Source organism: Streptomyces sp. NPDC048461, assembly GCF_055587105.1.
Genome location: NZ_JBVJGW010000029.1, coordinates 1 through 12,238, shown reverse-complemented (window position 1 = coordinate 12,238; position 12,238 = coordinate 1). Strand labels below are relative to the sequence as shown.

General features: G+C 73.0%; 8 protein-coding genes and 2 riboswitches. Of the genes, 4 read left to right on the top strand and 4 right to left on the bottom strand.

Features of this window, described 5'->3' with window-relative positions; all coding sequences use genetic code 11:
* Window positions 1-108: 108 nt before the first annotated feature.
* The 4 genes from metE to aceA all read right to left on the bottom strand — a co-directional run bounded on the left by metE (window position 109) and on the right by aceA (window position 6,843).
* Window positions 109-2,427 (bottom strand): 5-methyltetrahydropteroyltriglutamate--homocysteine S-methyltransferase, encoded by a 2,319-nt coding sequence (metE, locus tag ACZ6S8_RS33410; RefSeq protein WP_469461355.1) that lies wholly within the window; start codon window positions 2,425-2,427, stop codon window positions 109-111.
* A gap of 184 nt (window positions 2,428-2,611) precedes the next feature.
* Window positions 2,612-2,783, bottom strand: a riboswitch (cobalamin riboswitch).
* 199 nt (window positions 2,784-2,982) lie between these two features.
* Window positions 2,983-3,876 carry a 3-hydroxybutyryl-CoA dehydrogenase gene (locus ACZ6S8_RS33405; RefSeq protein ID WP_469461353.1) on the bottom strand — a complete coding sequence of 298 codons (894 nt, stop codon included), beginning with the start codon at window positions 3,874-3,876 and terminating at the stop codon, window positions 2,983-2,985.
* Complete coding sequence (aceB, locus tag ACZ6S8_RS33400) at window positions 3,873-5,471, bottom strand: malate synthase A (RefSeq protein WP_469461351.1); 1,599 nt, start codon at window positions 5,469-5,471, stop codon at window positions 3,873-3,875. The genes ACZ6S8_RS33405 and aceB overlap by 4 nt, the downstream gene beginning before the upstream one ends.
* 85 nt (window positions 5,472-5,556) lie before the next feature.
* Window positions 5,557-6,843 (bottom strand): isocitrate lyase, encoded by a 1,287-nt coding sequence (gene aceA, locus ACZ6S8_RS33395; protein WP_469461349.1) that lies wholly within the window; start codon window positions 6,841-6,843, stop codon window positions 5,557-5,559.
* Between the two features lie 378 nt (window positions 6,844-7,221).
* Here aceA and ACZ6S8_RS33390 point away from each other — a divergent pair, with 378 nt between their 5' ends.
* The 4 genes from ACZ6S8_RS33390 to ACZ6S8_RS33375 form a co-directional block, all read left to right on the top strand.
* On the top strand, window positions 7,222-8,625 hold the full coding sequence (locus tag ACZ6S8_RS33390; RefSeq protein WP_469461347.1) for a short-chain fatty acyl-CoA regulator family protein: 1,404 nt from the start codon (window positions 7,222-7,224) through the stop codon (window positions 8,623-8,625).
* A 70-nt stretch (window positions 8,626-8,695) separates the two neighbouring features.
* A riboswitch (cobalamin riboswitch) is annotated at window positions 8,696-8,864 on the top strand.
* 381 nt (window positions 8,865-9,245) lie between these two features.
* Entirely contained in the window at window positions 9,246-10,745 is a 1,500-nt protein-coding gene (locus ACZ6S8_RS33385; RefSeq protein ID WP_469461345.1) for a CoA-acylating methylmalonate-semialdehyde dehydrogenase, read from the top strand.
* Between the two features lie 4 nt (window positions 10,746-10,749).
* Window positions 10,750-11,895, top strand: coding sequence for an acyl-CoA dehydrogenase family protein (locus ACZ6S8_RS33380; protein ID WP_469461344.1), 1,146 nt, complete (start codon window positions 10,750-10,752; stop codon window positions 11,893-11,895).
* Window positions 11,892-12,238: enoyl-CoA hydratase/isomerase family protein (locus ACZ6S8_RS33375; RefSeq protein WP_469461342.1), on the top strand; the 347-nt coding region annotated here is incomplete at its 3' end. The genes ACZ6S8_RS33380 and ACZ6S8_RS33375, both read left to right, overlap by 4 nt.

Here is a 12,238-nt window from a genome sequence, read left to right as displayed (position 1 = left end):
GGGGGGGGTGGTGGGTGGTTTTTGGGAGGGCCGCGTTTGGCCCCCCCCCCCCCCCCGGGGGGGGGGGGGGGGGGGGCCCCCCCCCCCCCCCCCCGGCCCCAACCCGGCTCAGGAGGAGAGGAGTTCCGCCCGGACCTCACGGGCCGCCGTCACCAGGTGCTCCAGCGAGGCGCGGGTCTCGGGCCAGCCGCGGGTCTTCAGGCCGCAGTCGGGGTTGACCCAGAGGCGTTCGGCGGGGATGGCCTCCAGCGCCTTGCGGAGCAGGGCCGCCGCCTCCCGGGCGGAGGGGACGCGCGGCGAGTGGATGTCCCACACACCGGGACCCGCTTCGCGCGGGTAGCCGTGCTCGGCGAGCTCGGTCGCGACCTGCATGTGCGAGCGGGCCGCCTCCAGGCTGATGACGTCCGCGTCGAGGTCGTCGATGGCCTGGACGATGTCCCCGAACTCCGCGTAGCACATGTGCGTGTGGATCTGGGTCTCCGGCCGGACGCCCGAAGTGGTGAGGCGGAAGGACTCGGTCGCCCAGGCCAGGTAGGCGGCGTGGCCGTCGGCCCGCAGCGGCAGCGTCTCGCGCAGTGCGGGCTCGTCGACCTGGATGACCGAGGTCCCGGCCGCTTCCAGGTCGTTGACCTCGTCCCGCAGGGCGAGCCCGACCTGGCGCGCGGTCTCGCCGAGCGGCTGGTCGTCCCGTACGAAGGACCAGGCGAGCATCGTGACGGGACCGGTCAGCATGCCCTTGACCGGCTTGGCGGTCTGCGCCTGCGCGTACGTCGTCCAGCGGACGGTCATCGGCTCGGGGCGGGAGATGTCCCCGGCCAGGACCGGCGGGCGCACGTACCGGGTGCCGTAGGACTGGACCCAGCCGTGCTGCGTCGCCAGGTAGCCGGTGAGCTGCTCCGCGAAGTACTGCACCATGTCGTTGCGTTCGGGTTCGCCGTGCACGAGGACGTCGATCCCGGTCTTCTCCTGGAAGGAGAGGACCTCGCGGATCTCGTCCTTGATGCGCTCCTCGTACCCCGCGGTGTCGATGCGGCCGGCGCGCAGGTCCGCGCGGGCCACGCGCAGTTCGTCGGTCTGCGGGAAGGAACCGATCGTCGTGGTGGGCAGCAGCGGCAGGCCCAGGTGGGCGCGCTGGGCGGCCGCGCGATCGGCGTAGGGCTGCGCACGGCGGCCGTCCGCCTCGGTGACGGCCTCGGTGCGGGCCCGGACCGCGGGATCGCGGGTGATCGGCGAGGCGGCGCGGGAGGCCAGGTCGGCCCGGTTCGCGGCGAGTTCGGCGGCGATCGCGTCGGTTCCCTGGGCCAGGCCCCGGGCGAGGGTGGTGATCTCCGCCGTCTTCTGGCGGGCGAAGGCGAGCCAGCGGCGGATCTGCGGGTCGATGTCGCGCTCGGCGTCGGCGTCCAGCGGGACGTGCAGGAGGGAGCTGGACGCGGCCACGTCGACGCGGTCGGCGAGACCCAGCAGGGTGCCGAGGGTGGTCAGCGACTTCTGGTAGTCGTTGATCCAGATGTTGCGGCCGTTCACCACGCCCGCGACCAGGCGCTTGCCGGGGAGGCCGCCGACCGCCGCGAGATCGGCGAGGTTGGCCGCCGCGGCGTCGGTGAAGTCGAGGGCCAGACCCTCCACGGGCGCCTTCGCCAGGACGGGCAGGGCCTCGCCGAGACGGTCGAAGTACGAGGCGACGAGCAGCTTCGGACGCTCCGTCAGGGCGCCGAGCTCCCGGTAGGTCCGGGCGGCGACGTTCAGCTCGGCCGGCGTGCGGTCCTGGACCAGGGCCGGCTCGTCGAGCTGGACCCACTCGGCACCCGCGGCCCGGAGGTCGGCCAGCACCCGGGCGTACACCGGCAGCAGCCGGTCCAGCAGCGTGATCGGCTCGAAGTCGGCGGCGACACCGGGGGCGGGCTTGGCCAGGAGCAGGTAGGTGACCGGTCCGACCAGGACGGGGCGTGCCGTGTGGCCGAGGGCGAGCGCCTCGGTCAGTTCGGCGACCTGCTTGGCGGAGTCGGCGGTGAAGGTCGTGTCCGGGCCGAGCTCGGGGACGAGGTAGTGGTAGTTCGTGTCGAACCACTTCGTCATCTCCAGCGGGGCCACGTCCTGCGTGCCGCGCGCCATCGCGAAGTAGCCGTCGAGCGCGTCGGCCGACACGGCCGCCCGGTGCCGGGCGGGGACCGCACCGACCATGACCGTGGTGTCCAGGACGTGGTCGTAGTACGAGAAGTCGCCGGTCGGCACCTCGTGGATGCCTGCCTCGGCCAGCTGCCGCCAGGTGGTGCGGCGCAGGTCGCGGGCGGTGTCCCGGAGGGATTCCGCGCTGACGCGGCCCTTCCAGTAGCCCTCGACGGCCTTCTTCAGTTCGCGGTTGCGGCCCTGCCGGGGGTAGCCGTACACGGTGGCCCGTACTGCCGCGGTTGCGGATTCGGTGGTCACGGAACTCTCCTTCGCGAGCGTGTCTCCATGGGCCCGGTGGGGCCGAGGGCGCGAAGGGTGCCGGAACGGGCGGGCCGCCGGGGTCGCGTACGGCTGGTACGCGACGGGAGGAGGACCCGCCTGAAGCACGCCGACCCGCCCACGAGGTCACCGGGAAACCGCGCGCGGTCGATCGCGCGCGGGCAACGGGCAGGTCTTCGGACTCGCGGGCGCGCCGGCCACCTGGGCCGGCACCTACTGGCCGTCGCTTCCCAGACCCGTCCCGGGTCCAGTGCGTATGACGGCGGTCGTTCCCACTCACCGCTGCGGGGCAGTCCCGGATTTCCACCGGGTTCCCTCTTACGACGCGACCCGTCCGGCTGACGGGGGCGAACCAGCTGCGGGAGCCACCCTAGGGTGCCCGGCTCGAAGATGAACACAGCGGTCCAGATATCGGACGGTGGAACGAGACGCGGTGGGGGCGCGGCGACACCACTCGCCCCACCCCCACCGTGTCCGCGCGTCCCCGACCCGCCTCACCCCGCCTCGATCGCCGGCGGGGCCCTGCCGGGAGCCTCAGTCCCGGCCGTACGTGTGGAACCCGCGGCCGCTCTTGCGGCCGAGGAGCCCGGCCTGCACCATCCGCCGGAGCAGCGGGGGCGGGGCGTACAGGGGTTCCTTGAACTCCTCGTAGAGGGACTCGGCGATCGCCGCGACCGTGTCCAGGCCGATCAGGTCGGCGAGCCTCAGCGGGCCCATCGGGTGGGCGCATCCCAGCTCCATGCCCGCGTCCACGTCGGCGGCGCTCGCGAACCCGGACTCGGCCATGCGGACGGCCGACAGGAGGTAGGGGATCAGCAGCGCGTTGACGACGAAGCCGGCCCGGTCCCGGGAGCGGACCGTGGTCTTGCCCAGGGCGTCCCGGGCGAAGGCCTCGACGGCGTCGACGGTGTCCTGCGAGGTGTGGAGGGAGGAGACGACCTCCACCAGCGGCAGCACCGGGACGGGGTTGAAGAAGTGCAGGCCCACCACCCGGTCGGCGCGCCCGGTGGCCATGCCGAGCCGCATGACCGGGATCGCCGAGGTGTTGGTGGCCAGGATCGCCCCGGGGTCCTCGACGATCTTGTCGAGGGCGGTGAACACGTCCGTCTTGGCGTCCGGGTCCTCGGTGACGGCCTCGATGACGAGCTGCCGGTCGGCCAGGTCCTCCAGGTCGCCGGTGAAGACGAGCCGGGCGAGGGCGTCCTCGGCGGAGATCCGGTCGAGCTTGCCCCGCTGGACGGCGCGTTCCAGCGAGACGGCGACGCGTTCGCCGGCCGCGCGGGCGGCCGTCGCGTCCGCCTCGGCGACGACGGTGTCGAGCCCCGCGCGGGCGCACACCTCGGCGATCCCGGCTCCCATCAGGCCGCCGCCGACGACTCCGACGCGCCGGATGCCCGGGGTGCGGGCGGGCCCCGCGGCGGCGCTCACGCGCCCACCGCCACGGCGGCGCGGCGGACGAGGTGTCGGCCGTAGGCCTCGGGGGTGAAGAAGGCGGGAAGGCGCCCGGAGAGCGCGGTGTCCACGAACACCTCCCGCGCCTTTCGGACGAGCGCCCGCGGATCCTCGGCCTCCAGGGCCGCGCACTCGGCGTCCAGGAGGTCGGTGACCGATCTCCGGTCCACCCGGTCGTGGCGGAGCCACTGCCAGATCTGGACGCGGGCGATCTCGGCGGTCGCGGCGTCCTCCATGAGGCCGTTCAGCGCGATGGCGCCGCTGCCGCGCAACCAGGCGTCGAAGTAGCGCAGGGCCACCGCCACGTTGGAGCGGACGCCCTCCGCCGTGGGCGGGGCCGCGGTCCGGCGGACCGACAGCAGGTCGGCGGCCGTGACCTCGACGTCCTCACGCGTCCGCTCCAGCTGGTGGGGCCGTCCCCCCAGGACCCCGTCGAAGACCGCGCGGCAGACCGGCACGAGCCCGGGGTGGGCGACCCAGGAGCCGTCGAACCCGTCCTCCGCCTCCCGCTCCTTGTCGAGGCGCACCCTGGCGAGGGCGGCGGCGTCGGCCCCCGCGTCCCGGCCGGGGACGTGGGCGGCCATGCCGCCGATGGCATGGGCGCCGCGCCGGTGGCAGGTCCGCACGAGCAGTTCGGTGTACGCCCGCATGAACGGGGCGGTCATCGTGACCTCGGCCCGGTCGGGCAGCTGGAAGTCGGTGCGGTGTCCGAAGGTCTTGATCAGGCTGAACAGGTAGTCCCAGCGGCCCGCGTTGAGCCCGGAGCTGTGCTCGCGCAGCTCGTGGAGGATCTCCTCCATCTCGAACGCGGCCGTGATCGTCTCGATCAGGACGGTCGCCCGGACGCTGCCGCGGGGAATGCCCAGCAGTTCCTGCGCGAAGACGAACACGTCGTTCCACAGGCGGGCCTCGTACCGGTTCTCCAGCTTGGGGAGGTAGAAGTACGGGCCGTACCCGGCGTCGATCTGCCGCTGCGCGCAGTGGAAGAAGTACAGGCCGAAGTCGACGAGGGAAGCCGGCACGGGACGGCCGTCGATCTCCAGGTGGTCCTCGGTGAGGTGCCAGCCGCGCGGGCGCACGACGAGCGTCGCGAGCTCCTCCCCGAGCCGGTACTCCTTGCCCTCGGGGGTGGTGAAGTCGATGCGGCGGTGGACGGCGTCGCGCAGGGTGAGCTGCCCGCCGACGATGTTGGCCCAGGTGGGGGAGGTGGCGTCCTCGAGGTCCGCCATCCACACCGAGGCGCCGGAGTTGAGGGCGTTGACCGCCATGCGGCGCTCCGGCGGACCGGTGATCTCCACCCTGCGGTCGGTGAGCCCGGGACCGGGCGGGGCGACCCGCCAGTCGGGGTCGGCGCGGACGGCGCCGGTGGCGCGGGAGAAGTCCAGGGGCCTGCCGGAGACCAGGTGGGCGGACCGGCGCAGGCGCTCCTTGAGGATCTCCCGGCGTCGGTCCGCGAACGCGGCGTCCAGCCGGCCGACGAACGCCAGGGCCTCGGGGGTGAGGATCTCCTCGTGGCGCTCACCCGGTGCGCCGAGGACCTGGACACGGCCGGTCAGGGGCGTGAGTGACATGCGGTTCTGCTCCTTGGCGTGGGGCGGCGGGCGCCCGGGGGAGTCCTCCCGGGCGCCGTCCGACGGTGAACGGCGGGGCGCCGGCCTAGTGGAACTGCTCTTCCTCGGTGGATCCGGTGAGCGCGGTGGTGGAGGAGGCCGGGTTGACGGCGGTGGACACCAGGTCGAAGTAGCCGGTGCCGACCTCGCGCTGGTGCCTGACGGCGGTGAACCCCTGGGCCTGGGCGGCGAACTCCCGCTCCTGGAGGTCGACGTACGCGGTCATGCCGTGGTCGGCGTAGCCGCGGGCGAGGTCGAACATGCCGTGGTTCAGGGAGTGGAAGCCGGCCAGCGTGATGAACTGGAAGCGGTAGCCCATCGCACCGAGCTCCCGCTGGAACTTGGCGATCTGGTCGTCGTCCAGAGCCGCCTTCCAGTTGAAGGACGGCGAGCAGTTGTAGGCCAGCATCCGGTCCGGATACCGCGCGTGGATCGCCTCGGCGAACTCGCGGGCCTGGGCGAGGTCCGGGGTGCCGGTCTCCACCCAGATCAGGTCGGCGTACGGGGCGTAGGCCAGGCCGCGGGCGATGACCGGCGCCATGCCGCCCCGTACGTGGTAGAAGCCCTCGGAAGTGCGCTCGCCCGTGCAGAACTCCGCGTCGCGCTCGTCGACGTCGCTGGTCAGCAGGGTGGCGGCGAGGGCGTCGGTACGGGCGATGATCAGGGTCGGGGTGTCCGCGATGTCGGCTGCGAGGCGGGCCGCGTTCAGGGTGCGGACGTGCTGGGCGGTGGGGACGAGGACCTTGCCGCCGAGGTGGCCGCACTTCTTCTCGGAGGCGAGCTGGTCCTCGTAGTGGATGCCCGCCGCGCCCGCCGCGATCATCGCCTTGGTCAGCTCGAAGGCGTTCAGCGGCCCGCCGAACCCGGCCTCCGCGTCCGCCACGATCGGCGCCAGCCAGTCGGTCGTGTCCGAGCCGCCCTCGGCGGTCGCGATCTGGTCGGCGCGCAGCAGGGCGTTGTTGATCCTGCGGACCACCTGTGGAACGGAGTTGACCGGGTAGAGACTCTGGTCCGGGTAGGTGTGACCGGCCTGGTTGGCGTCGGCGGCGACCTGCCATCCGGACAGGTAGATGGCCTGGAGTCCGGCCCGCACCTGCTGGACGGCCTGTCCGCCGGTGAGGGCGCCGAGCGCGTGGACGTAGTCGCGCTCGTGGAGCTGGCGCCACAGCCGCTCGGCGCCGCGCCGGGCCAGCGTGTGCTCCTCCCGGACGCTGCCGGAGAGCCGGACCACGTCCTCGGCGGTGTAGGTGCGCTCGATGCCGGCCCAGCGCGGGTCGTCGGCCCACCGCTGCGCCAGCTGCCGGGCCGTCACCGTCGTGTTCGCCTCTGCCATGACCATCACCGTTTCCATCCGTCGCGTGTCTTGCCAAGGCGCCCGGCACGGATCCGGGCGCTGGCACCCTGTGCCTGAGAATGAGGTGCGGCCGCCGAACCGGCCCCGTGGGCCGGAGCTGAGCAATGCTGCCGATGCGCAGGGCAGGACGGGACCGACCACCGTAATCAGGGCATGAATCGGGGATCGGATGTCCGTCCCGGCTACCGGTTCCGGCGGGCCGCAGGAACGACTCTGGCACTGGCACCGGGTGCCAACAAGGAGGTACGGCTGCCAAGGTCTGCGAATCTTCCCAGCCGAAACTGCCAAGCTTGCGAAGCTCCCCGGCGGGGGCGGCGCACGTAGTCTGACGGTCCTGTCCGACCGTGGAGGAGACCGGTGAGCAAGACGTACGCGGGGGCCCGGCTGCGCCGGCTGCGCGAGGAGCGCCGGATGACCCAGGCCGACCTGGCCCGGGTCCTGGCCATCTCGCCCAGCTACCTCAACCAGATGGAGCACGACTCCCGGCCGCTCACCGTGCCCGTACTGCTGCGCCTCACCGAGGCGTTCGGAGTCGACCCCGGCTTCTTCTCCGAGCGCGACACCAGCCGCCTCGTCGCCGACCTGCGCGAGGCCCTCGCCGGGGAAGTGGCCGAGGCCCGCGTCTCCGCCTCCGACCTGGCCGAACTCGCCACCCGGATGCCCGCCGTCGCCGCGGTCCTGCTGGACCTGGGGCGGCGCGGCCAGCTGCTGGCCGAACGCCTCGCCGGGACGGCCGAGGGCCGCGAGGGCGGAGCCGGAACGCCGCGCTCCCCCCACGAGGAGATCCGCGAGTTCTTCTACCGGCGGCAGAACTACCTGCACGACACGGACCTCGCCGCCGAAGGGCTGGCCCGCGAGATCGGCATCCGCCCCGGAGACGTCGTCGGCGCGCTCGCCCGCCGCCTCGCGGACCGGCACGGCGTCCGCCTGGCGGCCGACTCCGACCGGCTGCACCACTACGACGGCGCCGCGCGCGTCCTGCACCTGTCAGGGCGTCTGCGCCCCGGCCAGCAGGCCTTCCGGATGGCCACGCAGCTCGCGCTCCTCGAACACGGCACGGAACTGGACGGGCTGGCCGCCGAGGACTTCTCCGCCGGATCCGCCGCGCACGGCCTGGCCCGGATCGGCATCGCCAGCTACTTCGCCGCCGCGCTGATCCTCCCGTACGCGGCCTTCCACGCCGCGGCCGAGGAGTTCCGCTACGACATCGAACGGCTCACCGACCAGTTCGGCCTGGGCTACGAGACCGTCTGCCACCGGCTGAGCACCCTCCAGCGCCCCCGGCTGCGCGGGGTCCCCTTCTCCTTCGTCCGGGTCGACCGCGCCGGGAACATGTCCAAGCGGCAGTCGGCCACCGGCTTCCACTTCTCCCGCGCCGGCGGCACCTGCCCGCTGTGGAACGTGTACGAGGCCTTCGCCGCGCCCGGCCGCATCCACGTCCAGGTGGCCGCCATGCCGGACGGGCAGCGCCACCTGTGGACCGCGCGGGCCGTCACCCGCCACCGCGGCGGCTGGGGCGAACCCGGCAAGACCTTCGCGATCGGCCTCGGCTGCGAGATCCGGCACGCCCCGCGCCTGGTCTACTCCGACGGCATCGACCTCGACAACGTCTCCGCCGCGACCCCCATCGGGATGGGCTGCAGGCTCTGCGAACGCCTCGACTGCCCGCAGCGGGCGGTGCCTCCGCTGGGCCGCGCGCTGGCCGTGGACGAGAACAGCAGCACCTTCGTGCCGTACCCGGTCGCGCCCGAGCGCGGCTGAACACGGCCCGGGGCCGTCCGGACGACGCCCGGGGGAGGGGCTGGACTTACTAGGACGTCCAACTATATGTTCGGGGCACAAGGTCCGCGGTGCAGGGAAGCCGGTGTGAATCCGGCACGGTCCCGCCACTGTGACCGGGGAGCGTGCTGCCCTCCCGCGCCACCGGCGAACGCGCCGGGTGGACGGGCGGCACGCGGAGATCCGGGAGTCAGGTTACCGGCCGCGGAACGTTCCGTGTTGTCCACGAGGATGGAGCAGACACGCATGGCACCGGTCCGTACCCACGACCCAGGTGATCCGGCGGAGCGAGCGGCAACCCCCGCGCGCTCGTAGGGCAGACCTTCCGGAACGTACCGCGTCCGCGTGGCCGCAACGATCCGCCAGTGACGCCCCGGGCCACGCCCCTCACGACATGCCCGGCCCGCGACACCCGGCCCGCCGCCCGGCGACGGCCCGGTGAGCCGCGGACCGCACCGGCACGCCCCGAGGCGCGCGACCCGGCTCTTCGGCCGCCCTTGCGGCGGCCCGTCCCCCGGCCCGTCACGCGGCGCACCCCACCCGGTGCGGCCGCCGGCCCGCCGTGCCATCCCCGGATCCCACCTGACGAGAGCAGGCACCCCATGGTCCGCGAACTCACCCATTTCATCGGCGGCAAGCACACCGCCGGAACCTCCGGCCTCTTCGCCGACGTGTACGACCCCAACACCGGCACCGTCCAGGCCCGCGTCCCCCTCGCGGGACGCGCCGACACCGAAGCGGCCATCGCCGACGCGGCAAGCGCGCAGCTCGAATGGGCCGAGTGGAACCCGCAGCGCCGCGCCCGCGTCCTGCTGCGGTTCCTCCAGCTCGTCGAGGGCGAACGTGACGCCCTCGCCCGCCTGTTGTCGGCCGAACACGGGAAGACCGTCGCCGACGCGCACGGCGACCTGCAACGCGGCCTGGAAGTCGTCGAGTTCGCCGCCGGCATTCCCCACCTGCTCAAGGGGGAGTTCACCGACAACGCCGGAGGCGGAATCGACGTGCACTCGCTGCGCGTCCCCCTCGGCGTCGTCGCCGGCATCACCCCGTTCAACTTCCCCGCGATGATCCCGCTGTGGAAGGCCGCGCCGGCGATCGCCTGCGGCAACGCCTTCATCCTCAAGCCCTCGGAGCGCGACCCCTCCGTACCGCTGCGGCTGGCCGAACTCTTCCTGGAGGCCGGACTCCCGCCCGGTGTGCTCAACGTGGTCAACGGCGGCAAGGAAGCCGTCGACACCCTCCTCGACGACCCCCGGGTCCAAGCGCTCGGATTCGTCGGATCGACCCCGATCGCCGCGCACATCTACGCCACCGCCGCCGCCCGCGGCAAGCGCGCCCAGTGCTTCGGCGGCGCCAAGAACCACATGATCGTGATGCCGGACGCCGACCTGGACCAGGCCGTGGACGCGCTGATCGGCGCCGGATACGGCTCGGCCGGCGAGCGCTGCATGGCCATCGCCGTGGCCGTGCCCGTCGGAGAGGAGACCGCCGACGCCCTGGTGGCGAGGCTGAAGGAGCGCATCGCCACCCTGCGCATCGGCCGTTCCGACGATCCGGAAGCCGACTTCGGTCCCCTGGTGAGCCGCGACGCCCTGGACCGGGTCCGCCGCTACGTGGACATCGGCGTCAACGAGGGTGCCGAACTCGTCGTCGACGGAAGGGGGTTCACCCTCCCCGGACACGAGAACGGCTTCTTCGCCGGCGCCACCCTCTTCGACCGCGTCGCACCGTCCATGCGCATCTACCGCGAGGAGATCTTCGGCCCGGTGCTGTCCGTCGTACGGGCCGCGGACTACGCCGAGGCACTGCGGCTCCCCACCGAGCACCCGTACGGCAACGGCGTCGCCATCTTCACCCGGGACGGCGACACCGCCCGGGACTTCACCCGCCGGGTGGGCGCCGGCATGGTCGGGGTCAACGTGCCCATCCCGGTCCCGGTGGCCTACCACACCTTCGGCGGCTGGAAGCGGTCCGGCTTCGGCGACCTCAACCAGCACGGACCGGACTCGATCCGCTTCTACACCCGCACCAAGACCGTCACCTCGCGCTGGCCCTCCGGGGTCAAGGAGGGCGCGAGCTTCACCATCCCCACGATGGGCTGAGCCCGTGACCACCACCCTGACACCCGATCAGCTCGCGCTGGCCGAGGTCACCCTCGACTTCGCCCAGGAGCAGCTCTCCCCGTACGCCGTCGCGTGGGACCAGGACAAGCACTTCCCGGTCGACGTCATCCGCAAGGCGGCCGGCCTCGGCCTCGGCGGCGTCTACGTACGGGAGGAACACGGCGGTTCGGCCCTCGGCCGTGCCGACGGCGTCCTCGTCTTCGAGGCCCTGGCCACCGGCTGCCCCTCCATCGCCGGATACCTCTCCATCCACAACATGGTCGCCTGGATGATCGACCGCTACGGCGACCCCGGCCAGCGCGAGCGCTGGCTGCCCGGCCTGTGCTCCGCCGGGACGCTGGGGAGCTACTGCCTGACCGAACCGGGCGCGGGATCCGACGCCGCGGGCCTCAGCACCCGCGCGGAACGCACCGCGGACGGCTACCTCCTCACCGGGGTCAAGCAGTTCATCTCCGGTGCGGGCGCCGCGGACGTCTACCTCGTCATGGCCCGCACCGGCGGCGCGGGCTCCGGCGGGATCTCGGCCTTCGTCGTGGAGAGCGGCGACCCTGGCCTCTCCTTCGGACCCAACGAGCGCAAGATGGGCTGGAACGCCCAGCCCACCCGCCAGGTCGTGCTCGACGGCGTGCGGATCGGCGCGGACCGCCGGCTCGGAGCCGAGGGCGACGGATTCCGGATCGCGATGAACGCCCTCAACGGTGGCCGGCTCGGCATCGCGGCGTGCTCGCTCGGCGGCGCCCAGAGCGCCCTGGACCGCAGCCTCGCCCACCTCGCCGACCGGGAGGCCTTCGGAGCCCGGTTGCTGGACGCGCAGGCACTGCAGTTCCGGCTCGCCGACATGGCCACCGAACTGGCCGCGGCCCGGGCCCTGGTCCGCCAGGCGGCGGAGGCGCTGGACCGGGGCGACCCGCTGGCCCCGCGGCTGTGCGCGATGGCCAAGCGGTTCGCCACCGACACCGGCTACACGGTCGCCGACCGGGCCCTCCAGTTGCACGGGGGCTACGGCTACCTCAGCGAGTACGGCATCGAGAAGATCGTCCGCGACCTGCGGGTGCACCAGATCCTGGAAGGAACCAACGAGATCATGCGGCTCATCGTGGCGCGCGGGCTGACGGAGAACCTGCGATGACGGCCCCGGCCGGAGGCACCGGCTCACCGGAGGTCCTGATCCGCACGGAAGGCCGGGCGGGCCATCTCACCCTGAACCGGCCCAAGGCCCTGAACGCCCTCACCCACACCATGGTGGCGCGCATCGACGAGGCGCTCACCGCCTGGGAGCACGACGACGACATCCACACCGTGGTCCTCTCCGGCTCGGGTGAGCGGGGGTTGTGTGCGGGGGGTGACATCCGGGCGATCTATGAGGACGCGCGGGCTGGTGGGGGTGGTTCGGCGGGTTTCTGGCGGGACGAGTACCGGTTGAACGCGCGGATCGCGGGGTTTTCGAAGCCGTACGTGGCGTTGATGGACGG